Source organism: Serratia sp. 14-2641 (genome assembly GCF_001692375.1).
Taxonomy (GTDB): Bacteria; Pseudomonadota; Gammaproteobacteria; order Enterobacterales; family Enterobacteriaceae; genus Chania; species Chania fonticola_C.
This window is the reverse complement of record NZ_LXKR01000066.1, coordinates 295,185-321,299: the sequence shown is the minus strand read 5'-3', so window position 1 is coordinate 321,299 and position 26,115 is coordinate 295,185. Positions and strand designations below refer to the sequence as shown.

General features: G+C 54.6%; 29 protein-coding genes. 20 read left to right on the top strand and 9 right to left on the bottom strand.

Going from position 1 to position 26,115, the window contains the following annotated elements; genetic code table 11:
• Positions 1-44 precede the first annotated feature (44 nt).
• The 6 genes from araA (at position 45) to rsxC (ending at position 7,087) form a co-directional block, all read left to right on the top strand.
• A complete protein-coding gene (gene araA / locus A6U95_RS22810; RefSeq protein ID WP_065686136.1) occupies positions 45-1,550 on the top strand; it encodes an L-arabinose isomerase in 1,506 nt (501 codons plus the stop codon).
• A gap of 105 nt (positions 1,551-1,655) precedes the next feature.
• Complete coding sequence (locus A6U95_RS22805; protein WP_065686135.1) at positions 1,656-3,068, top strand: family 1 glycosylhydrolase; 1,413 nt, start codon at positions 1,656-1,658, stop codon at positions 3,066-3,068.
• Between the two features lie 188 nt (positions 3,069-3,256).
• On the top strand, positions 3,257-3,697 hold the full coding sequence (locus A6U95_RS22800; RefSeq protein ID WP_024529933.1) for a DUF2569 domain-containing protein: 441 nt from the start codon (positions 3,257-3,259) through the stop codon (positions 3,695-3,697).
• Positions 3,698-3,841: 144 nt separating this feature from the next.
• Positions 3,842-4,423, top strand: a complete 582-nt coding sequence (rsxA, locus tag A6U95_RS22795; RefSeq protein ID WP_021178056.1) for an electron transport complex subunit RsxA — start codon at positions 3,842-3,844, stop codon at positions 4,421-4,423.
• A complete protein-coding gene (gene rsxB, locus A6U95_RS22790) occupies positions 4,423-4,998 on the top strand; it encodes an electron transport complex subunit RsxB (protein ID WP_021804523.1) in 576 nt (191 codons plus the stop codon). Before rsxA ends, rsxB begins: the two co-directional genes overlap by 1 nt.
• A complete protein-coding gene (rsxC, locus tag A6U95_RS22785; protein ID WP_065686134.1) occupies positions 4,991-7,087 on the top strand; it encodes an electron transport complex subunit RsxC in 2,097 nt (698 codons plus the stop codon). Before rsxB ends, rsxC begins: the two co-directional genes overlap by 8 nt.
• A gap of 34 nt (positions 7,088-7,121) precedes the next feature.
• Here the strand turns inward: rsxC and A6U95_RS22780 are convergent, their stop codons facing one another.
• Positions 7,122-8,015 carry a helix-turn-helix domain-containing protein gene (locus tag A6U95_RS22780; protein ID WP_065686133.1) on the bottom strand — a complete coding sequence of 298 codons (894 nt, stop codon included), beginning with the start codon at positions 8,013-8,015 and terminating at the stop codon, positions 7,122-7,124.
• Between the two features lie 296 nt (positions 8,016-8,311).
• Here A6U95_RS22780 and rsxD point away from each other — a divergent pair, with 296 nt between their 5' ends.
• From rsxD to A6U95_RS30420, 6 genes are all read left to right on the top strand, one after another.
• Complete coding sequence (rsxD, locus tag A6U95_RS22775; RefSeq protein ID WP_065686132.1) at positions 8,312-9,397, top strand: electron transport complex subunit RsxD; 1,086 nt, start codon at positions 8,312-8,314, stop codon at positions 9,395-9,397.
• Positions 9,398-9,406: 9 nt separating this feature from the next.
• Entirely contained in the window at positions 9,407-10,036 is a 630-nt protein-coding gene (gene rsxG / locus A6U95_RS22770) for an electron transport complex subunit RsxG (protein WP_065686131.1), read from the top strand.
• The gene (locus tag A6U95_RS22765) at positions 10,033-10,734 is read left to right on the top strand and encodes an electron transport complex subunit E (RefSeq protein WP_024529926.1); all 702 of its coding nucleotides are present in this window, start codon (positions 10,033-10,035) and stop codon (positions 10,732-10,734) included. The genes rsxG and A6U95_RS22765 overlap by 4 nt, the downstream gene beginning before the upstream one ends.
• A complete protein-coding gene (nth, locus tag A6U95_RS22760; protein WP_024529925.1) occupies positions 10,731-11,372 on the top strand; it encodes an endonuclease III in 642 nt (213 codons plus the stop codon). The genes A6U95_RS22765 and nth overlap by 4 nt, the downstream gene beginning before the upstream one ends.
• Before the next feature lie 594 nt (positions 11,373-11,966).
• Positions 11,967-13,475, top strand: a complete 1,509-nt coding sequence (gene dtpA / locus A6U95_RS22755) for a dipeptide/tripeptide permease DtpA (protein ID WP_024486618.1) — start codon at positions 11,967-11,969, stop codon at positions 13,473-13,475.
• 293 nt (positions 13,476-13,768) lie between these two features.
• A complete protein-coding gene (locus A6U95_RS30420) occupies positions 13,769-13,921 on the top strand; it encodes a Hok/Gef family protein (protein ID WP_059200725.1) in 153 nt (50 codons plus the stop codon).
• 104 nt (positions 13,922-14,025) lie between these two features.
• Here A6U95_RS30420 and A6U95_RS22750 read toward each other — a convergent pair whose 3' ends face one another.
• On the bottom strand, positions 14,026-14,589 hold the full coding sequence (locus A6U95_RS22750; RefSeq protein WP_065686130.1) for an XRE family transcriptional regulator: 564 nt from the start codon (positions 14,587-14,589) through the stop codon (positions 14,026-14,028).
• A 110-nt stretch (positions 14,590-14,699) separates the two neighbouring features.
• On the opposite strand from A6U95_RS22750, the gene A6U95_RS22745 reads away from it, so the two are divergent.
• Positions 14,700-15,884 carry a benzoate/H(+) symporter BenE family transporter gene (locus A6U95_RS22745; protein ID WP_065686129.1) on the top strand — a complete coding sequence of 395 codons (1,185 nt, stop codon included), beginning with the start codon at positions 14,700-14,702 and terminating at the stop codon, positions 15,882-15,884.
• A gap of 6 nt (positions 15,885-15,890) precedes the next feature.
• Here the strand turns inward: A6U95_RS22745 and A6U95_RS22740 are convergent, their stop codons facing one another.
• On the bottom strand, positions 15,891-16,745 hold the full coding sequence (locus tag A6U95_RS22740) for an aminoglycoside phosphotransferase family protein (protein ID WP_083196451.1): 855 nt from the start codon (positions 16,743-16,745) through the stop codon (positions 15,891-15,893).
• 126 nt (positions 16,746-16,871) lie between these two features.
• On the opposite strand from A6U95_RS22740, the gene A6U95_RS22735 reads away from it, so the two are divergent.
• The gene (locus A6U95_RS22735; RefSeq protein ID WP_065686220.1) at positions 16,872-17,249 is read left to right on the top strand and encodes a RidA family protein; all 378 of its coding nucleotides are present in this window, start codon (positions 16,872-16,874) and stop codon (positions 17,247-17,249) included.
• A gap of 11 nt (positions 17,250-17,260) precedes the next feature.
• On the opposite strand, the gene A6U95_RS22730 is transcribed toward A6U95_RS22735, so the two are convergent.
• Together A6U95_RS22730 and A6U95_RS22725 are read right to left on the bottom strand one after the other, a co-directional pair.
• The gene (locus A6U95_RS22730; RefSeq protein WP_065686128.1) at positions 17,261-17,641 is read right to left on the bottom strand and encodes a nuclear transport factor 2 family protein; all 381 of its coding nucleotides are present in this window, start codon (positions 17,639-17,641) and stop codon (positions 17,261-17,263) included.
• A gap of 31 nt (positions 17,642-17,672) precedes the next feature.
• Entirely contained in the window at positions 17,673-17,984 is a 312-nt protein-coding gene (locus tag A6U95_RS22725) for a hypothetical protein (RefSeq protein ID WP_065686127.1), read from the bottom strand.
• Between the two features lie 187 nt (positions 17,985-18,171).
• Here A6U95_RS22725 and A6U95_RS22720 point away from each other — a divergent pair, with 187 nt between their 5' ends.
• From A6U95_RS22720 to gstA, 5 genes are all read left to right on the top strand, one after another.
• Complete coding sequence (locus A6U95_RS22720; RefSeq protein WP_065686126.1) at positions 18,172-18,441, top strand: hypothetical protein; 270 nt, start codon at positions 18,172-18,174, stop codon at positions 18,439-18,441.
• 38 nt (positions 18,442-18,479) lie between these two features.
• A complete protein-coding gene (locus A6U95_RS22715) occupies positions 18,480-19,145 on the top strand; it encodes an HD domain-containing protein (protein WP_065686125.1) in 666 nt (221 codons plus the stop codon).
• Positions 19,146-19,216: 71 nt separating this feature from the next.
• Positions 19,217-19,480 (top strand): DUF3811 domain-containing protein, encoded by a 264-nt coding sequence (locus tag A6U95_RS22710; RefSeq protein ID WP_024486509.1) that lies wholly within the window; start codon positions 19,217-19,219, stop codon positions 19,478-19,480.
• A gap of 356 nt (positions 19,481-19,836) precedes the next feature.
• Positions 19,837-20,718, top strand: coding sequence for a 4-hydroxy-tetrahydrodipicolinate synthase (gene dapA / locus A6U95_RS22705; RefSeq protein WP_065686124.1), 882 nt, complete (start codon positions 19,837-19,839; stop codon positions 20,716-20,718).
• Between the two features lie 97 nt (positions 20,719-20,815).
• A complete protein-coding gene (gene gstA, locus A6U95_RS22700; protein WP_021178076.1) occupies positions 20,816-21,418 on the top strand; it encodes a glutathione transferase GstA in 603 nt (200 codons plus the stop codon).
• A gap of 53 nt (positions 21,419-21,471) precedes the next feature.
• Here the strand turns inward: gstA and tyrS are convergent, their stop codons facing one another.
• From tyrS to anmK, 4 genes are all read right to left on the bottom strand, one after another.
• A complete protein-coding gene (gene tyrS / locus A6U95_RS22695) occupies positions 21,472-22,746 on the bottom strand; it encodes a tyrosine--tRNA ligase (protein WP_065686123.1) in 1,275 nt (424 codons plus the stop codon).
• 141 nt (positions 22,747-22,887) lie between these two features.
• Positions 22,888-23,541 (bottom strand): pyridoxamine 5'-phosphate oxidase, encoded by a 654-nt coding sequence (gene pdxH / locus A6U95_RS22690; RefSeq protein ID WP_021804541.1) that lies wholly within the window; start codon positions 23,539-23,541, stop codon positions 22,888-22,890.
• A 233-nt stretch (positions 23,542-23,774) separates the two neighbouring features.
• Positions 23,775-24,092, bottom strand: a complete 318-nt coding sequence (locus tag A6U95_RS22685) for an MliC family protein (protein WP_065686122.1) — start codon at positions 24,090-24,092, stop codon at positions 23,775-23,777.
• A gap of 44 nt (positions 24,093-24,136) precedes the next feature.
• Positions 24,137-25,258, bottom strand: coding sequence for an anhydro-N-acetylmuramic acid kinase (gene anmK, locus A6U95_RS22680; protein ID WP_065686121.1), 1,122 nt, complete (start codon positions 25,256-25,258; stop codon positions 24,137-24,139).
• Positions 25,259-25,626: 368 nt separating this feature from the next.
• Here anmK and A6U95_RS22675 point away from each other — a divergent pair, with 368 nt between their 5' ends.
• Complete coding sequence (locus A6U95_RS22675) at positions 25,627-26,091, top strand: glycine zipper 2TM domain-containing protein (protein WP_021178081.1); 465 nt, start codon at positions 25,627-25,629, stop codon at positions 26,089-26,091.
• Positions 26,092-26,115: the final 24 nt, after the last annotated feature.

Here is a 26,115-nt window from a genome sequence, read left to right as displayed (position 1 = left end):
AGATCCCCTCGGCTCAATAAAACCTCTAGATCCAGGAGTTTTTGATGAACATCTTTAAGCAACGTGAAGTGTGGTTCGTGATCGGCAGCCAGCATCTTTATGGCCCAAAAACCCTGCAACAGGTGATGGAAAATGCCGAGCAGGTCGTGAACAGCCTGAACCGTGACGCAGGTTTACCGGTGAAGATGGTGCTGAAACCGCTGGTCACCACGCCGGACGAAATCACCACCGTCTGCCGTGATGCCAACTATCACCAGGACTGCGTCGGCATCATCACCTGGCTGCACACCTTCTCACCGGCCAAAATGTGGATTGCTGGCCTGTCGATCCTCGATAAACCGCTGCTCCAGTTCCATACCCAATTTAATGCCGAAGTTCCGTGGGACAGCATGGATATGGACTTTATGAACCTGAACCAGACCGCCCACGGTGGCCGTGAGTTCGGGTTTATCGGTGCTCGTATGCGCCAGCAGCACAGCGTGATCGCGGGCCACTGGCAAGACAAAAATGCCCAGGAGCGTATCGCTCAATGGATGCGTGTTGCCTGCGCCAAACAGGAAAGCCAACAGCTGAAGGTGGCGCGTTTTGGTGACAACATGCGCCAGGTCGCCGTGACCGATGGCGATAAAGTGGCCGCACAGATCCAGTTTGGTTATTCCGTGGATGCTTATGGCATCGGTGATTTGGTCAGCGTGATCGATGAAGTGAGCAAGGGCGATATCGATGCGCTGATCGAAGAGTACGAAGCCAGCTATGAGCTGAGCGACGTGGCTAAAGTTAACGGTGCCAAGCGGCAGAATCTGATCGATGCAGCCGCTATCGAATTGGGTATGAAGCGTTTCCTCGAACAGGGCAAGTTCCACGCCTTCACCACCAACTTTGAAACGCTGCACGGCATGAAGCAGTTGCCAGGTTTAGCGGTACAGCGCCTGATGCAGCAAGGCTACGGCTTTGCCGGTGAGGGCGACTGGAAAACCGCGGCGCTGCTGCGCATTATGAAAGTGATGGGCAGCGGCTTAAACGGCGGCACCTCGTTTATGGAGGATTACACCTACAACTTCCAGCCGGGCAACGATCTGGTGGTGGGGTCCCATATGCTGGAAGTCTGCCCTTCCATCGCCAAAGAACAGAAGCCACTGCTGGATATTCAATATCTGGGCATCGGTGGCAAGGCCGATCCGGCCCGCCTGATCTTCTCTACCCCGGCAGGCCCGGCGGTGAACGCCAGCCTGATCGATATGGGCGATCGTTTCCGCCTGCTGGTCAATCAGGTGGATACCATTGAGCAGCCTAAACCGTTACCTAAACTGCCGGTGGCGCGGGCGATCTGGCGTGCTCAGCCTTCCCTGGCTACGGCGGCGGAAGCCTGGATCCTGGCGGGCGGCGCGCATCACACGGTGTTCTCGCAGTCGCTGAACGCCGACTACCTGCGCCTGTATGCCGAGATGCACAACATCGAATTCCTGCTGATCGATAACGACACCACCCTGCCAGCGTTCAAGAACGAAATCCGCTGGAATGAAACCTACTACCAAATCAACCGCCGCTAAACGCGCCCGCAAAAACTGCAACCGGTTTCAGAAACCGGTTGCAAACTCATTTCAACTCGACCTAAACTAGACTCAATATTTAACGTATAGATAGAGAGAATAGTTATGTCTGCTTTCCCGAAAGAGTTCCTCTGGGGCGCGGCTAGCGCGGCGTATCAGGTTGAAGGCGCACACGATGCCGACGGCAAAGGCCCATCCATCTGGGATACCTTCTCCCACCTGCCAGGTACCACTTACCAAGGCACTAACGGCGACGTTGCCGTCGATCACTATCACCGCTTCCGTGAGGACGTGGCGCTGATGGCCGAAATGGGGATGCAGAGCTACCGCTTCTCAATCTCTTGGCCGCGCCTGCTGCCACAGGGCCGAGGCACCGTCAATGAGGCCGGGGTCAAATTCTACAGCGATCTGATCGATGCCCTGTTGGAACACAATATTGAGCCGATGATCACCCTGTACCACTGGGATTTGCCGCAGGCATTGCAAGATGAAGGCGGTTGGGAAGCTCGCAGCACTGCGGAGGCTTTTGAAGAGTATGCCCGCCTGTGCTATCAGCGTTATGGGGATCGCGTCAAATTGTGGTCTACCTTCAACGAAACCGTGTGCTTTATCGGCTTCGGTTACATCACCGGCGGCCACCCACCGGGCGTACAAAACCCGGCGCGTGCTATCCAGGCCTGCCACCACGTCTTTGTGGCCCACGCCAAAGCGGTGGCTGCATTCCGCACCAGCGGCATTGCCGGTCAAATCGGCTTCGTCAACGTGTTGCAAACCCATACCCCGCTCAGCCAGTCTGCGGAAGATCTGGCGGCCTATCAGTTAGCCGAAGGGATCTTTACCCACTGGCTGTACGATCCGGTGCTGAAAGGGGAATATCCGGCTGAACTGTTGGCGCAGACTCAGGCGCTGTGGGGCGTACCGCAATTCGCACCTGGTGATGAGCAACTGCTGCGCGACAATATCTGTGACTTTATTGGCCTGAACTATTACAAACGTGAAACTATCGCGGCCAATAATCAAGAGTCACATCTGACCATCAACACCACCGGTGAGAAAGGCAGCGGCCACCAGCAGGGTAACGAATTCGGCTTTAAGGGGCTGTTTAAGTTCGTTCGCAATCCGAACGGCGTGTATACCGATTGGGACTGGGAGATTTATCCGCAGGGCCTTACCGAAGGCATCATGAATATCAAGGCGCGTTACGGTGATATTCCTATCTACATCACCGAGAACGGTCTCGGAGCCAAAGATCCGATTATCGATGGTGAGGTGGTGGATGACGATCGTATCGACTATCTGCGCCAGCACATTGGTGCCATTGAAGACGCCATCAAACAGGGCGCCGACGTGCGCGGCTATTACCCATGGTCGTTTATCGATCTGCTGAGCTGGCTCAACGGCTTCCAGAAGCAGTACGGCTTTATCTACGTTGACCACAACAAGGATCTGGCGCGCCAGCGTAAGAAGAGCTTCTTCTGGTACCAGAAACTGATCGCCAGCAACGGTGCGGAACGTTAACTGCCGCTAAGTGGGCGCAGCATCCAGCGCCCGACAATGAGAACCGGCTGAGGTTTGTAAGCCCTATCATGCCAGTCAGCGCAATCTGACTGGCATTTTGTCGTTGGTGCCGCCTTCTCCTCGCGCATTAGCACATATTTGAGTAAGCTATGCGGCTTACTTCGTTGGAATACCACTCAGGATCTCGTATGACCCAAGCTGAATATTCGCGCATTGGCGGTTGGCTGCTAGCCCCGATGGCCTATCTGATCGTTACCCTGCTCAGCGCCAGCCTGATGTTGGCCCTGTACGGTATGGCCATTTTTATGCCCGAATCACGCGAGTATCTGAGCACCAATGCTCAGGCCTTCTCCACGCAGTGGTATCTATCGGTGATCACCACGCTGGTAATGTGGTGCTTTACGCTGTACCTGCTGTGGCTGTTCTGCCAGCGTTCACAACGTTTTCCAAAGCTGTTCCTGGTCTGGCTGCTGATCACCGTGCTATTGGCGATCAAGGCTTTCGCCTTTGCCCCCGTACCCGATGAACTGGCCGTGCGTAGCCTGCTATGGCCGTTGGTGATGGCCGCCCTGCTGGTGCCCTATTTTAAGCGTTCCCAGCGCGTGAAAGGCACCTTCACCGAGAAGTAACCACGGCAAGGCACGATTTGATCGCCCTGCTGTGTAAATTTTCAACAAAACGGGCAAAAAAGCGCAATACCCTTGCGATTAGTATGTTGTCGTTACGCCGCCGATTACCGATAATAGGCGGCTTTTATTTTTTTAGGCATTGCAATGACCGAATACCTGCTCTTGTTTGTTGGCACCGTACTGGTGAACAACTTTGTCCTGGTGAAATTCCTGGGCCTGTGCCCCTTTATGGGCGTTTCCAAGAAACTGGAAAGTGCCATCGGCATGGGCATGGCCACCACATTCGTGATGACGCTGGCCTCGGTCTGCGCCTGGCTAATCAACAGCTTTATCCTGATCCCGTTGGATCTGGTTTATCTGCGCACGCTGTCCTTTATTCTGGTGATCGCCGTCGTGGTGCAATTCACCGAAATGGTGGTGCGTAAAACCAGCCCGGCGCTCTATCGCCTGCTGGGGATTTTCCTCCCGCTGATCACCACCAACTGCGCAGTGTTAGGCGTGGCGTTGCTCAACGTCAACCTTGGCTACAACTTCCTGCAGTCTGCGGTTTATGGCTTTAGCGCCGCCGCAGGCTTCTCATTGGTGATGGTACTGTTTGCCGCCATCCGTGAACGTCTGGCGGTAGCCGATGTGCCCGCGCCGTTTCGCGGTTCCTCCATCGCCTTGATCACCGCAGGCCTGATGTCTCTGGCCTTTATGGGCTTTACCGGGCTGGTGAGATTCTAATGACTGCGTTGTGGATTGCGGTGGCGGCATTAAGCGCTCTGGGGCTGCTGTTTGGCTTGGTGCTGGGCTTTGCCGCGCGCCGCTTTGAAGTGGAAGAAGATCCGGTTGCCGAACAGATCGACGAAATTTTGCCGCAGAGCCAATGTGGCCAATGCGGTTATCCTGGCTGTCGCCCCTATGCCGAAGCGGTTGCCAATGGCGAGATGATCAACAAATGCGCCCCGGGTGGCGAGCAGGTGATGCTCAAGCTGGCCGAATTACTGAACGTTGAGCCGCAACCGCTGGACGGCGGTGCTGCCGTGGCCGAACCGGTACGTAAGGTCGCCTTTATTGACGAAGCCAACTGCATCGGCTGCACCAAATGCATTCAGGCCTGCCCGGTGGACGCCATCGTGGGCGCCACCCGCGCCATGCACACGGTCATTACCGATCTCTGTACCGGCTGTGACCTGTGCGTTGCACCCTGCCCAACCGACTGTATTGAAATGAAACCGGTCGCCACTACGACCGCCAGCTGGAAATGGGATATGCAAACCATTCCAGTGCAAGTGATCCCCGTGGAGCAACATGTTTAATCTGTTCGCCGCTTTGAAAAAAGATCGGATTTGGGATTTTGACGGTGGCATTCATCCACCCGAAATGAAGACCCAGTCCAGCGGTGTGCCACTGCGCGTGGCTCCCCTGCCTGATATTTTTATCGTCCCCTTGCAACAGCATCTGGGGCCTGAAGGCGAGCTGTGTGTCAAAGCCGGTGACCGCGTACTGAAAGGCCAACCGCTGACCTTTGGCCGTGGCCGCACCTTGCCGGTACATGCGCCAACCTCCGGCACCATCCGCGCCATTGAGCCTCACGTTACCGCCCACCCTTCAGGGCTGGCGGAACTGTGCGTGATTATCGACCCAGACGGTGAAGATCGCTGGTGCGAACTGACGCCGGTCGCCGATTACCGCCAACTGGATGCGGTAGAGCTGATCCAGCGTATTCATCAGGCCGGGATTGCCGGTCTGGGGGGCGCTGGTTTCCCAACGGCCAGTAAGCTGCAAGGCGGCCGCGAAGAGGTGGAAACCCTGATCCTCAACGCTGCGGAATGCGAGCCCTACATCACCGCCGACGATCGGCTGATGCAGGAACAGGCCGCTCAGATTATCGAAGGCACCCAGATCCTGCGCCACCTGCTACAACCCAAGGTCACGCTGATCGGCATCGAAGATAACAAGCCGGAAGCCATCGCCGCTCTGAAAGCCGCTTTACGCGGGCAGGATGGGATCGCCCTGCGGGTGATCCCCACCAAATACCCTTCCGGCGGTGCCAAGCAGTTAACCAAAATTCTGACGGGCAAAGAAGTGCCTCACGGCAAGCGTTCGTCCACCATCGGCGTGCTGATGCAGAACGTGGGCACCGCCTTTGCCATCAAGCGGGCGATTATCGATGGCGAACCGTTGATTGAGCGCGTCGTCACCTTAACCGGTGAGGCCATGAGCCAACCTGGCAACGTCTGGGCGCGCCTCGGCACGCCGGTGCAACACCTGCTGGCCTTTGGCGGCTATCGTCCGCAATCCCAGCAGATGGTGGTGATGGGCGGCCCGCTGATGGGCTTTACGCTGCCAACGTTAGACGTGCCGATCGTCAAAATCAGCAACTGCTTGCTGGCCCCAACGGTTGACGAAATGGCCGTACAAGAACCAGAGCAGTCCTGTATCCGCTGTGGGTTATGCGTTGATGCCTGCCCTGCCGGGCTGTTGCCGCAGCAGCTTTACTGGTTCAGCCGTGGCGAAGAGCACGAGAAGGCGCGTAAGCACAACCTGTTCGACTGTATCGAATGTGGTGCCTGTGCCTACGTTTGCCCCAGCAATATTCCGCTGGTGCAATATTATCGCCAAGAAAAAGCTGAAATTAACGCGTTGGATCAGGAAGCGGCACGTACCGCCGAGGCCAAAGCACGTTATGAAGCTAAGCTGGCCCGCTTGGAGCGTGAGAAACTGGCGCGCGAAGAGCGTCATAAAAAGGCCGCGGTGAAACTGACCGACAGCGATCAAGATGCCGTTCAGGCGGCGCTGGCTCGCGTGCGCAGTAAAAACAGTGAGGCTGCTGGCATTGCTATCACCGGCCAGGAGCCGGATAACAGCGCTGCCATTGCTGCCCGCGAAGCGCGTAAGGCACAGGCCAGAGAACGTAAGCTCGAGCAAGCAAGCGAAATGCCTGCAGCAGCGGTACAAGACGAAGACCCGCGTAAAGCGGCCGTGGCTGCGGCGTTGGCACGAGTCAAAGCCAAGAAAGCGGCGCAGGCGCAAGACGCAGAAACCGTGGCGGAAACTGTAGCTTCAGAGGATCCGCGTAAGGCTGCGGTAGCGGCAGCATTAGCCCGCGTGAAGGCGAAAAAGGCGGCGCAGCAAGCCGAGCTTTCACAACCGCAAGTTGATGAAGAACCCATCCCCACGGCTGAACCAGAGGATCCGCGCAAGGCTGCCGTTGCCGCCGCGCTGGCCCGAGTCAAAGCCAAAAAGGCGGCGCAGCAAGCTGAGCTTTCACAACCGCAAGTTGATGAAGAACCCATCCCCACGGCTGAACCAGAGGATCCGCGCAAGGCTGCCGTTGCCGCCGCGCTGGCCCGAGTCAAGGCCAAGAAAGCCGCACAGCAGCTAGCGATGGTAGATAAAGAGTAAACGCCATGGGGTCTTGCCGGACGCAAGGCCCCACTTAATCAATAGAAATCAGGTAGGTGTAATTGACATCGATCTGTCGCAGTTTGGCATCCTGGTTCCACGCTTTAGCTTCGATCACCTCCATCTCTACGCTCCCGCACACTTCGTTACGCAGCCCTGGCATCACGTGCGAGATCAGGTAAGAGATAAATTTCACGCACTCTTTGGCCGTTCCCTGATGGGTAATCGCGATGTACTCGCGCGCCGGCAAGCGAATATCTTCAATCTTGTGGCCAGAAAGGATGTCCTTCTTGAATTCCGGCTCCACCGCCATGGTATGAGTGACCGAACACTCGCCTTCGCCGCGCTCATTGTCAGAATGGATGCTGTAAACCTTGTGGCACTCCATATTCAGCCCTTTGAAGAAGTCATTAAATATTTCCCCCTTCATGGCGATACAGGACGAAATTGCCATCTCTTGGGCAGTATCAAATTCCATCTCACGCGTAAAACCGACCAGGTGCGTATCCGGCAACGTCAGCCGTTGTATCTCAGGATAAAAACCTGCCTCGTACACGGCTTCGAAGTCGAAGCGCGGCATCAGGCTCTTCACGTCCCATTTCTCCATGGTACGGTAGCGGTTTGGCGTAATGCCAAAACGTTGCTTAAACATCCGGGTAAAGGTCTGCTGTGAATCAAAGCCCAATTCATCGGAGATATCGATAATCGTACGGTTGCTGATACGCAGCGCGACCGCCGCACGGGTAAGAATGCGTGAACGTATATAAGTGGCGAGCTGGATACCGGTGATACGCTTGAACTTACGCTGCAGGTGCCACTTGGAGTAGCCGGAGATACGCGCAACTTCATCCAGATTTGGCCGAGTCTCCAGATGAATTTCGACCCATTCAATCAGCTCTTCAATAAATAAAATATCTTCATTAGTCATTATTAGTTGTTCGCTACTTCAAAAATGCTCAGGATAGTAACCTACGTTAATTATATGAAAGTTGTTATTCCGTGCGCAAAGCAGTCCAAAAAATAGCAGTTCGATCATCAGTATGACAACCTATACTGCACGTTTTACATCCAGCCTGGCTTTTCCTTACCGCAAAAGCTGAATATCCTTATGATTAGCACGTATTACCCAGCATATGATTGAGGTAGAATGCAGCGCTGTAATTTCCCCCGGTGCCCGCACCGTGAATGCACTGATTAACATGGCAAAGAAATGGTAGTTATTCTATGAAGTTCAGGCCGGTACAACAGGCAGCCCCCAAGGGCTTACACATCGCCAGCTCTCCGTTTACCCATAACCAGCAAAGCACCAGCCGCATCATGCTTTGGGTTATGCTGGCCTGCATTCCTGGCATGGCCGCACAGGTGTGGTTCTTTGGCTATGGCAACCTTATTCAGACCGCGCTGGCCATGGTGACCGCCCTCGGGGCCGAGGCCGCCATTCTTGCGCTACGTAAACAGCCAGTCAAGGCACGGCTGGGAGATAATTCCGCCCTGCTCACTGCGCTGTTGCTGGGCATTAGCCTGCCACCGCTGGCTCCCTGGTGGATGATCGTTATCGGCACCTTCTTCGCCATTGTGATCGCCAAACAGCTGTACGGCGGACTGGGGCAAAACCCCTTCAACCCGGCCATGGTGGGTTACGTGGTGCTGTTAATCTCCTTCCCGGTACAGATGACCAGTTGGCTCCCCCCGGAAGAACTGCGTGCTACCGCCCTGACCCTGCCCGATACCTTGCTGGCTATTTTCAGCGGCCACACCGCCCAGGGAGCCACTCTGCACGAATTGCAGATGGGCGTTGATGGCATCAGCCAGGCCACGCCATTAGACGGCTTTAAAACCGGCCTACGCAGCGGTCACTCGGTGGAACAGGTACTCCAGCAACCGCTGTTCGGCGGCACCCTGGCCGGCATCGGCTGGCAGTGGATTAACCTGGGCTTCCTGCTCGGCGGCCTGTTTATGCTGGGCCGTAAGCTGATCCACTGGCAAATCCCGTTCAGCATGTTGGCCGTCATTGCCCTGTGCTCAGGATTAGCCTGGACGTTAGATCCCACCCATCAGGCTTCCCCGCTGATCCACCTGTTTTCCGGGGCCACTATGCTCGGGGCTTTCTTTATTGCCACCGACCCGGTCAGTGCCTCAACCACGCCCAAAGGGCGGCTGATATACGGTGGTCTGGTTGGCTTGCTGGTCTGGCTGATCCGCGTGTATGGCGGTTATCCCGACGGGGTAGCCTTTGCCGTACTGCTAGCCAACATTACCGTACCGTTGATCGATCACTACACGCAGCCACGCGTGTATGGCCACCGTTGAGGAGTCAATATGCTTAATTCCATGAGAAAGCATGGCACCACACTGGCCGTGTTTGCCGCGGTCACCACAGGCCTGACCGCCGTGGTGTACCAGTTAACCAAAACTACCATTGCCCACCAGGCCGCGTTGCAACAAAAAGCGCTGCTGGACCAAGTCGTCCCACCGGAACATTATGACAACGATATGCAGAGCGAATGCCTGCTGGTCAGCGATCCGGCGTTAGGCAACGGCGCACCGCACCCTCTGTATCTGGCCCGCAAGAATGGTCAACTGGTGGCAGCCGCGTTGGAAACGACCGCGCCAGACGGTTATTCTGGTGCGATCCAACTGCTGGTCGGGGCCGATTTTAACGGCACGGTATTGGGAACCCGCGTGATAGAACATCACGAAACGCCCGGGCTGGGCGATAAAATCGAATTACGTATCACCGACTGGATCACCTTCTTCAGCGGTAAAAAGATCGACGGCCCGGATGACAAACGTTGGGCAGTGAAGAAAGACGGCGGGATGTTTGATCAGTTCACTGGGGCCACCATTACCCCGCGAGCCGTGGTCAACGCCGTGCGTCGTACAGCGTTGTTTATGGAGACGCTGCCGCCTAAACTGGATACCTTGCCTGCCTGCGGAGCCAGCGAATGAGTGAAGCCAAAGAGTTAATCGTACAGGGGTTGTGGAAAAACAACTCTGCGTTAGTCCAATTATTGGGGCTGTGTCCGCTGCTGGCGGTAACATCAACTGCCACCAACGCCTTGGGGCTTGGGCTAGCCACCACGCTGGTGCTGACCATTACCAACGGTTCCATTTCCGCCCTGCGCCGTTGGATCCCGAGCGAGGTCCGCATTCCGATTTATGTGATGATCATTGCTGCCGCGGTGAGTATCGTGCAAATGCTGATCAACGCCTACGCGTTCGGCCTGTATCAATCGTTGGGGATATTTATCCCGCTGATCGTCACCAACTGCATCGTGGTGGGCCGGGCTGAAGCAGTAGCGGCGCGAAAACCGGTAGGACTGGCCTTGATCGACGGTATGGCCATCGGCCTTGGTGCCACCAGCGCCATGTTTGTGCTGGGCTCGCTACGCGAGCTGATTGGTAACGGTACTCTATTTGATGGCGCTGACCTGCTGCTGGGCAGTTGGGCCAAGGTGTTGCGCATTGAGATTGTCCATTTCGACACCCCTTTCCTGCTGGCCATGCTGCCACCGGGTGCCTTTATCGGTCTGGGCTTGATGCTGGCAACCAAATATCTGATTGACGAAAAAATGAAGGCGCGTAAAGCCAAGGCTTTGACAGTTGAACCGAACATGGAACAGGGACACGTAGAGAAAGCGCTATGAATAAAGAGAAACGCCTGGAGATCCTGACCCGCTTGCGGGATAACGACCCGCATCCGACCACCGAGCTGGTGTATACCACCCCTTTTGAGCTGTTGATTTCCGTGCTGCTCTCCGCTCAGGCAACCGACGTCAGCGTTAACAAGGCCACGGCCAAGCTCTACCCGGTTGCCAACACGCCTGCGGCCATGCTGGCGTTAGGGGTCGACGGCGTCAAAGAGTACATCAAAACCATCGGCCTGTTTAACAGCAAAGCCGAGAACGTGATTAAAACCTGCCGTATCCTGCTGGAAAAGCATGACGGTGAAGTGCCGGAAGATCGTGCGGCACTCGAAGCCCTGCCCGGCGTGGGGCGCAAAACGGCCAATGTGGTGTTGAACACGGCCTTCGGTTGGCCAACCATTGCTGTTGATACCCATATCTTCCGCGTCTGTAACCGTACCCACTTCGCCCCAGGGAAAAACGTGGAGCAGGTAGAGGAAAAGCTGCTGAAAGTGGTTCCCGCCGAGTTTAAAGTCGACTGCCATCACTGGTTTATCCTGCATGGTCGCTATACCTGTATCGCCCGTAAACCGCGCTGTGGTTCATGCATTATCGAAGACCTGTGCGAGTTTAAAGAGAAGGTCTATCCGCTAAACTGAGCCTGCCGGGCACGGCGATCCGTGTCCGCGACTCTTCCCTCCGGTTTTTTATCAAAAATGTGACTTCAAGCAGCATTAACCTTGGTGGAACCCGAGATTACCCTACAAACTCGCTGTTTCAGATATTTTCAACCGTAAAATTAGTCAAAAATTGTGGTTAACCTCACGTCTTGACGATCACATCTCATTTACAAACCTCACTACCGATCTGTTCATTTTCAGATATTTTGCATAACCCAATTTATGCACAACAAACCAAGGCCTAATCAATCATGAGCATTGGTATGGACTGGATATGGATTAAATAGCAGAAGATATAACTAAATTAATTCAGGATAGCTTTTAATCAAAACAAAAACTCGGCAAATTTAATAATGGCAAACGTTAATACTGCATAACATTTGCAACATAGTTGCATAGCGTTGTCTATGTTATATGTAACAGAACATGTCAAAAAGCTTGCCACGTTGACAAAGATAGTGAACATTAACCGCCGGCATTCATCCTATAACAATGCAGAAGTGTGCAGCCCTGCATCACATTCTGCTATTTCCCGTCCTGACAATACGGGTAGTGAAAAAACCAGAGGTACCAGTGTCAACTGCAAACAACAATTCTTCGGAAAACATTAGCCTTAACGCGTTTAAGCAACCTAAGGCCTTCTACCTGATCTTCTCGATTGAACTCTGGGAACGTTTCGGCTACTACGGTCTGCAAGGCATCATGGCGGTCTATCTGGTCAAGATGCTTGGCCTGAGTGAAGCCGACTCGATTACGCTGTTCTCCTCATTCAGCGCGCTGGTGTACGGTTTCGTGGCCATTGGTGGCTGGTTGGGGGATAAAGTTCTTGGCTCCAAGCGAGTGATCGTATTGGGGGCCATCGTGCTGGCCGCCGGTTACGCCATGGTGGCCTATTCTGGCCATGATATCTTCTGGGTTTACCTGGGGATGGCCACCATCGCCGTGGGTAGTGGTCTGTTTAAAGCCAACCCTTCTTCCCTGCTGTCTACCTGCTATGAGAAAGACGATCCGCGTTTGGACGGTGCATTTACCATGTACTATATGTCCGTCAACATCGGCTCATTCTTCTCCATGCTGGCAACCCCATGGCTAGCGGCCAAATATGGCTGGAGCGTCGCCTTCTCACTGAGCGTGGTGGGGATGCTGATCACCCTGGTCAACTTTATGATGTGCCACGGCTGGGTTAAGCAATACGGTTCAAAACCTGACTTTAAGCCTCTGCAGGTCAAAAAACTGCTGATGGTGATCGTTGGTGTAGTGGCGTTGATCGCCATTTCCAGCTGGTTGCTGCACAACCAGATTATCGCGCGCTGGGCACTGGCTATCATCTCTGTGGGTATCGTCATCGTGTTCGCCAAGGAAACCTTCGCCTTACACGGCGCCGCACGTCGTAAAATGATCGTGGCCTTCCTGCTGATGCTCGAAGCAGTAGTGTTCTTCGTGTTGTACAGCCAAATGCCAACCTCACTGAACTTCTTTGCTATCCACAACGTTGAGCACAATATTTTAGGGATCGCTTTTGAGCCAGAGCAGTATCAGGCACTGAACCCGTTCTGGATCATGATGGCCAGCCCTATTCTCGCCGCGCTGTATAACAAGATGGGCGATCGTCTGCCAATGCCGCACAAGTTTGCCTTCGGCATGATCCTGTGTTCCGGGGCGTTCCTGGTGCTGCCGTGGGGCGCAAGCTTCGCCAACGACCAGGGCATCGTGTCCGTTAACTGGCTAATCTTGAGCTATGCGCTGCAGAGTATCGGTGAGTTGATGATCTCTGGTCTGGGCTTGGCCATGGTCGCCCAGTTGGTACCACAGCGCCTGATGGGCTTTATCATGGGCTCATGGTTCCTGACCACCGCCGCCGCCGCGCTGATCGCCGGTAAGGTCGCGGGTCTGACCGCCGTTCCAAGCGACATCAACGATGCGCATGCTTCTTTGGCTATCTATAGCCACGTGTTTATGCAGATTGGTATCGCCACGGCGGTGATCGCCGTACTGATGATGCTGACCGCACCAAAACTGTACCGCATGACGCTGGATACCGCAGAAGATACGGCAGCAAAAGCGAAAGCTGCTGCTCTCTAATCTCTGCAGTAACCTGACCTCAAAAACGCCGGAGCCAAGCTTCGGCGTTTTTTTATGATGCACAGAAAAATTGCGAAACGCTTCGCTATCTGAACAATCGCGTGCATTCAACAGCATGGGTATTAAGTAGACTGCAGGTGGGTGCTCTGGATCTTTCCGTCTGGAGCATTTGGTAAAGGATGGAAAGAGAAAAGCCCCGGACCGATTTACATCAATCCGAGGCCGATCTCACTCCCAAACAAGGTGAGGTTAGCCTCTTAAAATCCCAAAATCAAGGGACAAGGAGGTTAAGAATGCCGCAAAAACTGCTGGTTTTATGCCTGATCGTTATCTGTGTGACGCTGATCGCATTCACCTGGATAACACGTGATTCGTTGTGTGAATTACGCGTCAGGCAAGGAACAACGGAAATTGCCGCCATTCTGTCTTGCCTGAAACAGCGGTAAGGCGATCCCACGGATGGGGTTCGCCCCGTCCGTGACTTGTCGGGAGACGATCCGTGAGCACCCTTTTTTGCACGTCAAAATTCACTGCTGCGATTAAATCCGGTTTAAACCAGTGGGTAATGGATCAAGTCGTGAATACGTACCGGCTCCGCGCTGGCATTATGATACGCATGTGGGCAATCCGCCTGGAAACGCATGGCTTCGCCGCTGGCAAGGCTATGCCACTCGCCGTTAATCGCCAGTTCAAGTTGGCCACTGATGACAATGACATGTTCAATCACACCCGGCTCATGAGCCGAGGATTCACTGAGCGCGCCAGGAGCTAAGTCGATCACAAACATATCAAAACCCAGTTGGCGGTCGAATGGGAAAAGCGGCACCACACGCAGGTCGGCATTGTCTTGATGGAAGATGGGCAAATCACCATAACGATGCAGCATAGCCGCCGGTTGCAGAGGCGCCGTTTCCAGAAAGGCAGAGAAAGCCACGTTAAACCCGGTAGCAATTTTCCATAAGGTCGCCACCGTTGGGCTGGATTCACCCCGTTCGATCTGCCCCAGCATCGCCTTGCTGACGCCCGTATTTTCGGCAGCCTGATTAAGGCTCCAGCCGCGTTGCGTACGTAATGACTTCAGCGTTTGCGCCAAATGGCTGGCAAGATCCTGCATAGCTATTCTCCTGAAAAACCTGCGGTGATTATAGCCTCTTGTGCGCTATAACGCACGATGCTATGCTCCGTCAACTCGACCGTTATAACGCACACTACTCGGGAGCGGTTATGCGTCCTGCACTCTCATTACGTGATATTTCCTTTTCTGCCGTTGTCGCGGGTTTTGTAGCGGTGTTGGTGGGTTACACCAGTTCCGCAGCGATTATCTTTCAGGCGGCGGCAGCGGCGGGTGCCAGCCCAATACAAATCGGCGGTTGGCTAAGCATGCTTGGTCTAGGCATGGGTATCACTTCGTTGGGGCTCTCGCTCTATTACCGTACGCCAATCCTCACCGCCTGGTCGACGCCCGGTGCCGCGTTGCTGGTCACCAGTTTGCCTGGAACCCCGCTCAATGAGGCCATCGGGGTATTTATTTTTGCCAGCGGGCTGATCCTGCTGTGTGGCGTCACCGGCCTGTTTGCCAGGTTGATGAATCATATCCCGCAGGCCATATCGGCAGCGATGCTGGCCGGTATATTGCTCCGCTTCGGGTTGGATGCCTTCGCTTCCTTGCAGATCAATTTTTCACTCAGCGCCGGTATGTGCCTGGTGTATCTGTTCACCCGCCGCTATCTGCCGCGTTACGGAATCGTTCTGACATTGCTGGTTGGGCTGATCATCGCGGCGTTACAGGGTAACATTCATTTCACCCAACAAACGCTGTCCTTCGCCAAGCCAGAATTTATCGCTCCGCACTTCACGCTGTCGACGTTGCTGGGCATAGGTATTCCTTTCTTTGTCGTGACGATGGCCTCACAGAACGCGCCAGGCATCGCCACTCTCAAGGCTGGCGGGTATGACGTCCCCACTTCTCCCTTAATCAGTTGGACGGCCCTGACGGCTTTGGTGCTGGCCCCCTTTGGCGGCTTCACGGTGTGTATTGCGGCCATCACCGCCGCCATCTGTATGGGGCCTGACGTACATCCCGATCCCAAGCGCCGTTATATGGCTGCCGTGGCCGCCGGTGGCTTTTATCTGTTAGCGGGGGTGTTCGGCGGTACCATTGGCATGCTGTTCAGCGCGCTGCCGGTAACCTTGATCCATACCATCGCCGGGCTGGCGTTATTAGGCACCATCGCTGGTAGTCTGCAACGCGCGCTCCAGGATGATAAACAGCGGGACGCAGCGGTGATCACCTTTCTGATCACCGCTTCCGGGCTGACTTTGCTAAACGTGGGGGCTGCGTTCTGGGGGTTGATTGGCGGCGTGCTGGCGTACGCTATTTTCTCATTACCACGGCGCAAAACACCTTGAATCCCGCTATTGGCTCTCAACGATTGGTAGGATAAATCCGCTATCACCTTGCGGCAGCGCGATACCCAAGGCACGCGCTGCCAGTTCTGCTACACGAAAATCGATATCCGCTTGCTCACCATCTTCCAAAAACCAGGCCGCGGAAAGCCCCGCCCAGGCCAGGATCCACTGCAGCAGACGGTAACGTTCCAAGCCAGCCAGCGAGCAAACCTGCTCAACGCGACGATGGAAGATATCGGGATCGGTGGCGACACCGTAATTGGGGTTGCAGAAGATATTGGCGTAATCAAATCCACGCTCGCCATACAGACGCTTGGGATCGATCACTAGCCAGCCGCGTTCGGCAAAATCCAGCACGTTGTCATGGTGAATATCCCCATGCAACACCCCTTGATCCCGTGGGCTGGTCAACAGTTCCGCCGCAGCGGTGGCGCTCAAGCGCAGCATGCCTCCGTGAGCCTGCGCTGCGGGCCATAGGGCATTAAACCACTGGTGCAAGGGGATCAGTTCGGGGTAAGGTTCATCTCGTGGCGCATGCAATCGGGCAATGACCTGGCACAGAATAGAAGTTGCCCGTTGGTCTTCACCGTTGCGTACCAGCTGCGCTAATGATAAAGGCCCCATAGCCCTTTCCAGCAAAATGCCGTCATCATGCCATGCCAGCACCCGCGCAGCGCCCTCTCCACGCCACCAGCACATCAGCTGGCCGCCAAATTTTTCTTCCTGTTCGCGGGCAATTTTCAGCATTGCGGGCATCATTTGATAGCGCACCGGCATCAACAGGCTGCTATGGGTTTCAAACGCTGTCCCGTCTGGCTCAAGTTGCCAACGTTGCAGATAAGGAATAAATGCCTGGTTGATCACCCTTATGCACCCTTCTTGCGTGAACGACTGCCTGGGATGATAGTATTACCAGGCAGCATCCTGCAAAACTTTCGGCTGCGCGCGCTGATGAGTGCGTTCTCTTGGTCATCTCGTGGGGTCATCATGTCATTACTCAAACGTACCAACTATGCAAAATTACCTAAGCCGGGTGGGCCCTATGTGCACGCGGTACGCCACGCCGATACGCTGTACGTCTCTGGCCTGACCGCCTTTGCCACCGAAGCCCAGGGACAAGCGGTACAAGACCAGGCTCGCGCCATACTGGAACAACTGGCGGCCGTGGCTGCCAGCGAGGGCACCAATCTTAAATCACTGATCAAGATCACCGTTTTTCTGACCGAGATAGCCGACCTGGCGGCCATCCGTGAGGTCCTGTTCGACTATCTGGACGGTGCGCTCCCTGCCAGCTCTCTGGTTGCCGTCAGCGCCCTGTTTTCGCCAGATCTCAACGTCGAGATAGAAGCCATTTTGGCACTGTAAATCAGGGGGCGCTATAATGCGCCCTCATCCAGTTCACAAGGCCCAATCTTAAACCAGGCCTTGGCGATTTTCCCTTGCTCAATCTCATAGATGGCAATGATGTCCATCTTCCCGCGCCCCTGCGGAAAATTGCGCGTGACCACCTCTTGGTCGATCACCAAATTCTCCACCACCATACGTTTGATACGCTCACCGTAAAGGCTAGGCTCTTGGAAGCGGGCAATATGTCGTTCACGAATTTCACCTTTACCACGGGCAAGCAGCGTATCCGGATGCTGATAATACAGCGCATCGTCCGCCCAACAGGCCATAAAGGCGTCGATATCACGGGCATTGTAGGCATCAAGCTGCTGTTGCACGATCTCTTCTGGGCGTACTGTTTTGCTGTTCATCGTAATCCCCTGCATAACGTTGAATCCGAGGTTAAAGCTCGACGATTTTATCAACCTGATGGTGAAACACGTAAGGATCGGAGATCAGCGCGAAGGCTTCATCATCCGGATAAGTTACCGCAACCTGATAGGCTTCACCGGCGAAACATTTGATGGCCTCAAGCGAGGTCCAATAAGTTGCCAGAAAGAAATGTGCATAGTCTCCCTGCACCTCTTGCCTGACAAAAGCCCCACGGTTGCCCGCAATCTCTTTAGCATGCTTGACGCCTGTGACATGCAAATGATCGGCAAATCCTTGCCGATGTTGTAGCGGCACGCAGCCGTGCCAGGTTCTGACAATCATCGCCACCCACTGAATATAAAATCGAAAATAATGAATAAATAACCTATCACGTTTTTGGCCGATTTCAATCCGTCAGCGCATGATTTTTAAACCGATGTAGAAAGTGACATAACAGCCCTTATCCGCTATGACGCTGTCGGGAATAATCTGCTAATTTAGCAACTGGACTGATTGATGATGAGTGACTATGCAGCAAAAGCCGGTTTTGCATGAAGCCAGACAGTTAAAACGCCTTAATGCCGCAACGCGGCGGCAGTCGCACATGTATAAGTGGATTGCCCTGGTGGCGGCGCTGGATGCATTGTTGGTGTTTTATTATGACCGGGATATGCGTAATGTTTCATTTTCAACCCTGGTGGCCCTGGTTTGCGGCTATCTATGGATCCGCGATCGCAATAAAGCGCGCGGCTATCGGCGCGAGTACGACAACAAATACGGCAACTCTCGCAACGGGTAATCCCTCCACATTTCCTGCCTATTGATAAGGATCGATTTGTGCATTTTCCAACTGTCTCCCCAGAGCTGCTACACCCCTTCTCTCCGTTTCAGGCATTAGCGCAAGCGTTGCTGCCGCTGACGCTAGAGGGTGATGATGGCTCGCATGATGTGGCCCACCTGCACCGCGTTTGGAAAAATAGTCGCCAAATCAGTCAGGATGAAGGAGGAGACCAGCAAATTCTGTGTGCCGCCGTATTGCTGCATGACTGCGTTGCGGTAGAGAAAAACTCCCCTCAGCGCCATCTGGCCTCCCGCATGGCGGCAGAAAAAGCCGGCATCGCGCTGGCAACCCTTGGTTGGTCTAAGGAGAATATCAACAAGACTGCGCACGCGATCGAGGCCCACAGCTTTTCTGCCGCTATTGCGCCGCAAACGCTGGAGGCCAAAATCCTGCAGGATGCCGACAGGCTGGATGCGATTGGCATGATCGGCGTTGCCCGCTGCTTCTACATCGGTGGCCGCATGCGTAGCGCCCTATATGATGCCGCCGACCCGCTGGCGCAACAGCGCCAGTATGATGACAAGCGATTCACTCTGGATCACTTCGAAACCAAGCTGTTCAAACTACAGGAAGGGTTTCAGACTGCGGCAGGCCGAAGGATGGCGGCATTACGCACCGAACGCATGCGCCGCTTTCTCAGCGAACTGCTGGAAGAAGTTTGATAACTACAGAGCAATATCTTTGCCATAAATGCTGTACACTGAAAGTCAACTTCACAACACAGGTTGCCAAAATGAAGAGACTAACGCTGAAAGAGATGACAGAAAGCGAACAACGTGAAGTAAAGACCGATCTGGACAGAGCAAGCAAAAACCTCGAGCGCCAGTTGACCAACTCCGAACATAATAGAATTAAAGACGAAGCCATCGATCGCATTATGGCCGCACGTGAAAAGATTGCCAAAGCGACCCGCGCAGAACGCAAAGCCAACCGGGCACAGCCAACAGGTGCCACCTTCAGTTGGACTGCCTCCATCAGCACGCGCCCACATCGTTGATCACAGACCCCGCTTTAGCGGGGTCTCTGTTTGATAAGCCAGACTCATCTGCACCCAACTATTATTAATATCCCTATTATCATCTGGTTATCCATTGACAGCTGACCGTGACCTCTCCACTATCGGGTGACATTCACAGGTTATGAGATCGCCATGTCCCCTTTCATCCAACAGGCCACACCGCAGCAAACCGCGTTGACCGTGGGTGAAGCTTTGGCGCTTACTTCGAAGAAACAGCCGCTCATTTGACCGGGGCGCGCTGTCCCGTCAGATGAGCTGACTGGATGGTGTGCAACGCGATACTCCTCTCTGGTTTTTCATCTGACTCCTAGTCGGTCACGCAGCAGGAGTTTTACATGGCTTCATTTTCCGGTATTTGGGTAGCACTGGTTACCCCATTCAATCATGACGAAGTTGATTTCCCGGCAGTCAAAAGGCTGGCTCAGCATCTGATCGCCAAAGGCGTCGCTGGCGTGGTGGTCTGCGGTTCGACCGGCGAAGCCGCAGCTCTGAGCAAAGAAGAGCAGTTGGCGGTGCTGGATGCCGTTCTCGAGGTGGTGCCAGCCCACCAGGTGGTCATGGGCCTTTCCGGGAATAACATGGCTAGCACCTTGCAGATGCAGCAGGCTATCAACCAGCGCGATATCGCCGGTGTGCTGATCCCCGCGCCATATTATATTCGCCCTTCGCAGGCGGGCCTGGTGGAGTATTTTACCCGCCTTGCCGATGCCTCTCGCGTCCCAGTGATTTTGTATAACGTGCCTTATCGCACCGGAGCAACTTTTGAGTTGGCAACGCTGAGGCAACTCGCCCGCCACCCGCAAATCAAGGCGATCAAAGATTGTGGCGGCTGCCCCGAGGCCACCATGTCGCTGATCCACGACGGCGAGATCGACGTGCTGACCGGCGAAGACCCTCTGATCCTAACCACGCTGTGCCTGGGTGGTACTGGCGCAATTTCCGCTGCGGCACACCTGCACCCGGAACGCTTTGTTGCTCTGGTTGAACAAGTCGCGCAAGGCGATCTGGCCGCCGCACGCAGCAATTTCTATACCCTGCTGCCGATGATCCAACAAATGTTCAGCTACCCGAACCCAGGCCCGGTTAAAGCGGCGCTATCTCAGCAAGGGCTGATAAAAAACGAGCTTCGCTCCCCAATGCAAACCGCGCCACAGGTATTGCAACAGCAAATCGCCGATTTACTGGCGCAGATGCCAGCACTCACTCTGGCGAAGTAATAAAATATTGTTGGCAAAACCGCTGTAATTTTTCTGGCCTAGGACTAGGATGGGAGGTTAAACCTGCCTGTCCTTCATCACCATCAAGGAGTTTTCGATGAAATTGTTCTATAAAGCTGGCGCCTGTTCCCTGTCCCCTCACATCGTATTACGTGAGGCCGGGTTGGATTTCACCGCAGAGAAAGTCGATTTAGCTCACAAGAAAACCGAAAGTGGTGCCGACTATCTGGCGATCAACCCGAAGGGGCAAGTCCCGGCGTTGGTACTTGACGATGGCAGCCTGCTGACCGAAGGCGTGGCGATTGTGCAATACCTGGCGGATCGCGTACCGGATCGTAACCTGATCCCAGCCGCTGGCACACTTTCTCGCTATCATGCGATCGAATGGCTGAACTACGTGGCCACCGAGTTGCACAAAGGCTTCAGCCCACTGTTTAACCCGAAGACGCCGGATGAATACAAAGCGATTGCCCGCGATAAGCTGGCTAGCCAGTTCAGCTACCTGGACTCGGTGCTGGAAAAACAGCATTACCTGTTAGGCCAGCGTTTCAGCGTGGCGGATGCGTATCTGTTCACCGTGTTGCGTTGGGCGAAAGCGTTACAGTTTGATCTCACGAAGCACGCGCACCTGACGGCTTATTTCGATCGCGTAGCGGCTCGCCCTGCGGTAGCAGCAACGTTGAGTGCCGAAGGGCTATAAAGCCTGAATAAAGAAAGGGGCCACATTGGGCCCCTTGTCAGTATCAAAACAGATTATTTCCAGTCAACCAGGCAGTAATGCTTTTTGCCGCGACGCAGCAGCGTGTAACGGCCAAACAGGCGATCGCTGTCGGTAAACAGATATTCCGGGTTGGACTGCTTCTCACCGTTGATGGTCACCGCGTTGGAACCGATCATGGTGCGAGCCTGCCCACGAGAAGGAACCAGCTCGGCATTCACCAACGCCTGTTGCAGATCTGCATCGTTCTCCAGCTTGATGGTTGGCATGCCATCCTGAGCCAGCTGCGCAAAGTCCGCCTCGGTCATTTCGTGCAGCGCGCCGGAGAACAGGCTCTGGGTGATACGTTTCGCAGCGGCCAAACCCTCAGCGCCATGCACCATACCGGTCACTTCTTCTGCCAGCACATACTGGGCACACGGCGCTTTGCCGCTGTTCTTGTCTTCTTCTTCCAGCGCATTAATCTCTTCAATGCTCAGGAAGGTGAAGAACTTCAGGAAGCGATAAACGTCCGCATCCGCGGTGTTGATCCAGAACTGGTAGAATTTGTACGGGCTGGTTTTTTCCGGAGCCAGCCATACCGCGCCGCCTTCGGTTTTACCAAACTTGGTACCGTCAGACTTGGTGATCAACGGCACCGTCAGGCCAAACACCTGTTTCTGGTGCATGCGGCGAGTCAGGTCGATACCCGAGGTGATGTTGCCCCACTGGTCAGAGCCGCCGATCTGCAGCTCCACCTGATGGCGGTTATACAGCTCGGAGAAGTCGAACCCTTGCAGCAGGTTGTAGGAAAACTCGGTGAAGGAGATCCCGGAATCATCACGGTTCAGGCGCTGCTTGACCGCTTCCTTGTTGATCATCTGGTTAACCGAAAAGTGTTTACCGATGTCACGCAGGAAGGTCAGCACGTTCATGCCGCCAAACCAATCGTAGTTGTTGGCCGCAATGGCGCTGTTGCTGCCACAGTCGAAATCGAGGAACGGAGAAACCTGCTTGCGGATTTTCTCGACCCATTCGTTGACCGTTTCCGTGGTGTTGAGTTTGCGTTCGGCGGCTTTAAAGCTTGGGTCGCCGATCATACCGGTCGCGCCACCCACCAACGCTACCGGCGTATGGCCGGCCAGTTGGAAACGCTTCAGGCACAGCAGAGGCACCAGATGGCCCAAATGCAAGCTGTCAGCGGTCGGATCGAAGCCGCAATACAGTGCAATTGGCCCTTGCGCCAGTCGCTCTGCTAACGCTTCCTCGTCCGTCACTTGAGCCACCAGGCCCCGCTCTTGCAGTTGTTGAATCAGGTTGATGCTAGCCATCAATTTCTCCATGTATAAACGAATGCACCTTTGCCGGTACACGGCCTTCGCCCATTGGCGAAAATCACAAAATTCGGGGTAGCGCATAGAATAAAGCGCCAGCGGCATCAGTGCCAGCGCTTAAGGGGGATTTTCCGTGTATCAGGGTGCCAGTCGGTCAATTTTCCAGTCATTTCCCTCGCGTTGATACAGGAAACGGTCGTGCAAGCGGTGCGCGCCCCCTTGCCAGAACTCAACGGAGTCGAATCTGACGCGGAAACCGCCCCAGAAACTGGGCAAGGGCACCTCGCCTTGCTGGAATTTTTGCTTCAGTTCGAGGAACTTGCTTTCGAGGATGCCACGGGCAGAAATGCGCGTTGACTGTTGCGACACCCAAGCGCCGATCTGGCTGTCTTTGGGCCGACTGTTGAAATACTTCATCACTTCCAGCGTTGACAACCGCTCGGCCTTGCCGAGGAAGATCACCTGGCGATCCAGCATATGCCACGGGAACAGCAGGCTGATATGCGGGTTTTGTGCCAGTTGTTGCGCTTTGCGGCTGCCAAGGTTGGTATAAAACACCAGGCCCTGGTCATCGAAGTGCTTTAGCAACACGATGCGTTGGAAAGGCTGCCCCTGCTCGTCCACGGTAGCGACGCACATGGCGGTAGGATCGGCCAGACGCGCCTCACAAGCCTGTTTGAGCCAGCGTTCGAACAAATCCAGGGGGTTGGCGGTCAGATCGTTACGGCGTAGCCCGCCACGGGTATATTCACGGCGCAGATCCGCCACATCAAACTCATTATTATCAGTCATCTGGATTAGCAACCAAGCGGTAAATTCGTTGTCATATTCTGCGCCTGTAGCAGCAGGATCTCAATCATTCTGCTAGCAAATAGCTGCGCCCCGGTAGTGCAACAAGTGAGAGTCATGCAGAACGCCGACACGCCGTAAATCCATCCATGGAGGCTCGTATCGCGCATCTTCTGCGCTCATCGGTTGGTTAACCTGCACAACTCCCACCTGCCTCAGGCTTCAGTGGCGCGGTATTAAGCGTGGTTAGCGTCTTGAGCTAGCACGCAGTCACTCATGATCACTTTATCATTGCGCTCGACAAAGGCGTTTGGCCCTTTCGACCAGAAGGTGTATTTACCGTCGCTGTATTTGGCGCCGGACGCCGCCAGCACCTGTTTCAGCTTCAGTTGTTCGCCGTCCATCAGGAAGCTGACCGTGCTCTCCTCACCATTGAGTTCCACGGTAAGCGGCGTCGTCCCGCATTGATAGTGCAACGTTTCGCTTTTTTGTGGGACCACGTAGCTGCAACCCGCCAACACGAGAACTCCGGCAACCATCACTATTTTTTTCATCAGGTGCTCCTTAAGATATTAACCCTTTCTTTATCCTAACAGAGCTAGCGGTGGCCCAACGGCAAAACCGGATAAATCCCACCTAGCAGCGTTTCACAACTGGCACCGGTAACTGAAGGCAGATTTCCCGGCAGACCGGAAAGGGTCCTGAATGCTAGCCAGGCAAAAGCCAACGCCTCCATGTCATCTCCACTGACGCCAAAGTGATCGGTGGTTGCCACCTCGGTACCTGGCAGTAAAGCGGACATTCTCGCCATCAACAGTGGATTACGGGCACCACCACCGCAGACCAGCAGCCGCTCACAGCCCCCAGCCAGCATCACCTGCTCGCTAATGGTGGTGGCGGTCAGTTCCACCAGCGTGCTCATCACATCCACTGGAGTTAACCCTGGCAACGTCGCCAGCTGTTTTTCCAGCCAGCTGATATTGAAATATTCTCGACCAGTACTTTTCGGTGCCGGTAAGGCGAAATAAGGGTCCGCCAACATCTGCTGCAATAGCGGTAAGCAAACGCGCCCTTCCATCGCCCAAAGGCCATCTTTATCAAAAGGTTTCGAACGATGGCGCCATACCCACGCATCCAGCAGCATATTCCCTGGCCCGGTATCAAAACCGCGCACCGGTGCGCCGGGCAAAAGCAGTGACAGGTTAGCGATGCCGCCAATATTCAGCACCATACGGCGCTCGGTCGGGTGAGCCAATAAAGCCTGATGAAACGCGGGAACCAAGGGAGCCCCTTGGCCACCATAGGCCATGTCACGGCGGCGAAAATCCCCCACGGTAGTGATATTGGTCAATGCCGCCACCCGGTTATTGTCCCCAAGCTGCATCGAAAAGCGTGTCTCGCCCTCCGGTTCATGCCACACCGTTTGGCCATGACAGCCAATGGCGGTGATTTCATGGGCCGGAATACCGGTCTGTTTTAACAGCCCCTGCACCGCTTCACCGAACAGCGTGCCCAACTGCGCATCCAACCGTCCTACGGCAGAAAGCGTAGTCTGCTGCCCTTGGCACATCCCCAGAATATCTTTTTTCAGTTGGATCGGCATGGGGTGGCTATAGCTTGCCTGTTGCGCCACCATACGTTCATCGATCGCGGCAAGCACCACGTCGATCCCATCCAGACTGGTGCCAGACATAACACCAATATAGCGGCCTGACTTCATCAGCACTATCCTTTACCTTTTCCAGGTTGCAACCGTTTTCACCCTTTAAATAGACCAGAATTGTGCGATTAACGCCATGAATTATGATGTCTTTTTTACAGCATGTGAGCGAAGTTGTTTATTTTATGCCGACAATTGGTTACATAACAAACAATTCAGGGGAGGATAAAGCGCCGGTTATTTGTTTTCAGTTCTGTCACAAAGTTAAACCACCGTTTATTATTGGTTGAACAGAGAAAAGCTAAGCTGTATACAGAAGGCAACACATGGGTGATATCAAACCGATTCAACCATAATTGCTGTAATATTTATAGAACTTGGTTTGGGCCTATCTCCCAGATCTGGATTACCAACTGCAGGAGCTTTATATGATCAAGCGTCTTCTTGTTGTCGCTCTCGCCTCAGTCACACTGGCGGGCTGTGCAAACCAAACCGCGTCCGGTGATGTCTATTCCGCCTCTCAGGCCAAACAGGTACAAACCGTGACCTTTGGGACCTTGGTGTCCGTACGCCCGGTGCAAATTCAGGGCGGTGAAGGCTCAAGCATGCTTGGCACTATCGGCGGCGCAGTCCTGGGTGGATTCCTGGGGAATACCATTGGTGGCGGCACTGGCCGTAGCCTGGCAACCGCAGCAGGCGCCGTAGCCGGTGGTGTGGTAGGTGACAGCGTCGGTAGCGCGGCTAGCCGTAGCAACGCCTGGGAGCTGGAAATCAAAACCGATAATAAAGAAAATATCGTGGTGGTACAGAAAGCCGGGTCGACTAAATTCAGCCCAGGCCAGCGCGTTCGTATGGCGCAAAATGGCAGTACCGTTACCGTTTCTCCACTGTAACGTCCTTGCCTGAATGCAAAACCG

Excerpts from the sequence above, each read along its gene's own strand:
- rsxC (WP_065686134.1), top strand. The coding sequence starts at position 4,991 with ATGTTTAATCTGTTCGCCGCTTTGAAAAAAGATCGGATTTGGGATTTT.
- rsxD (WP_065686132.1), top strand. The coding sequence starts at position 8,312 with ATGAAGTTCAGGCCGGTACAACAGGCAGCCCCCAAGGGCTTACACATC.
- A6U95_RS22805 (WP_065686135.1), top strand. The coding sequence starts at position 1,656 with ATGTCTGCTTTCCCGAAAGAGTTCCTCTGGGGCGCGGCTAGCGCGGCG.
- A6U95_RS22685 (WP_065686122.1), bottom strand. The coding sequence starts at position 24,092 with ATGAAAAAAATAGTGATGGTTGCCGGAGTTCTCGTGTTGGCGGGTTGC.
- anmK (WP_065686121.1), bottom strand. The coding sequence starts at position 25,258 with ATGAAGTCAGGCCGCTATATTGGTGTTATGTCTGGCACCAGTCTGGAT.
- A6U95_RS22765 (WP_024529926.1), top strand. The coding sequence starts at position 10,033 with ATGAGTGAAGCCAAAGAGTTAATCGTACAGGGGTTGTGGAAAAACAAC.
- araA (WP_065686136.1), top strand. The coding sequence starts at position 45 with ATGAACATCTTTAAGCAACGTGAAGTGTGGTTCGTGATCGGCAGCCAG.
- A6U95_RS22735 (WP_065686220.1), top strand. The coding sequence starts at position 16,872 with ATGTCATTACTCAAACGTACCAACTATGCAAAATTACCTAAGCCGGGT.
- pdxH (WP_021804541.1), bottom strand. The coding sequence starts at position 23,541 with ATGACTGATAATAATGAGTTTGATGTGGCGGATCTGCGCCGTGAATAT.
- A6U95_RS22800 (WP_024529933.1), top strand. The coding sequence starts at position 3,257 with ATGACCCAAGCTGAATATTCGCGCATTGGCGGTTGGCTGCTAGCCCCG.
- A6U95_RS22720 (WP_065686126.1), top strand. The coding sequence starts at position 18,172 with ATGCAGCAAAAGCCGGTTTTGCATGAAGCCAGACAGTTAAAACGCCTT.
- A6U95_RS30420 (WP_059200725.1), top strand. The coding sequence starts at position 13,769 with ATGCCGCAAAAACTGCTGGTTTTATGCCTGATCGTTATCTGTGTGACG.
- A6U95_RS22710 (WP_024486509.1), top strand. The coding sequence starts at position 19,217 with ATGAAGAGACTAACGCTGAAAGAGATGACAGAAAGCGAACAACGTGAA.
- A6U95_RS22750 (WP_065686130.1), bottom strand. The coding sequence starts at position 14,589 with ATGCAGGATCTTGCCAGCCATTTGGCGCAAACGCTGAAGTCATTACGT.
- A6U95_RS22745 (WP_065686129.1), top strand. The coding sequence starts at position 14,700 with ATGCGTCCTGCACTCTCATTACGTGATATTTCCTTTTCTGCCGTTGTC.
- rsxA (WP_021178056.1), top strand. The coding sequence starts at position 3,842 with ATGACCGAATACCTGCTCTTGTTTGTTGGCACCGTACTGGTGAACAAC.
- A6U95_RS22675 (WP_021178081.1), top strand. The coding sequence starts at position 25,627 with ATGATCAAGCGTCTTCTTGTTGTCGCTCTCGCCTCAGTCACACTGGCG.
- nth (WP_024529925.1), top strand. The coding sequence starts at position 10,731 with ATGAATAAAGAGAAACGCCTGGAGATCCTGACCCGCTTGCGGGATAAC.
- gstA (WP_021178076.1), top strand. The coding sequence starts at position 20,816 with ATGAAATTGTTCTATAAAGCTGGCGCCTGTTCCCTGTCCCCTCACATC.
- A6U95_RS22725 (WP_065686127.1), bottom strand. The coding sequence starts at position 17,984 with ATGATTGTCAGAACCTGGCACGGCTGCGTGCCGCTACAACATCGGCAA.
- rsxG (WP_065686131.1), top strand. The coding sequence starts at position 9,407 with ATGCTTAATTCCATGAGAAAGCATGGCACCACACTGGCCGTGTTTGCC.
- dapA (WP_065686124.1), top strand. The coding sequence starts at position 19,837 with ATGGCTTCATTTTCCGGTATTTGGGTAGCACTGGTTACCCCATTCAAT.
- A6U95_RS22780 (WP_065686133.1), bottom strand. The coding sequence starts at position 8,015 with ATGACTAATGAAGATATTTTATTTATTGAAGAGCTGATTGAATGGGTC.
- A6U95_RS22730 (WP_065686128.1), bottom strand. The coding sequence starts at position 17,641 with ATGAACAGCAAAACAGTACGCCCAGAAGAGATCGTGCAACAGCAGCTT.
- rsxB (WP_021804523.1), top strand. The coding sequence starts at position 4,423 with ATGACTGCGTTGTGGATTGCGGTGGCGGCATTAAGCGCTCTGGGGCTG.
- tyrS (WP_065686123.1), bottom strand. The coding sequence starts at position 22,746 with ATGGCTAGCATCAACCTGATTCAACAACTGCAAGAGCGGGGCCTGGTG.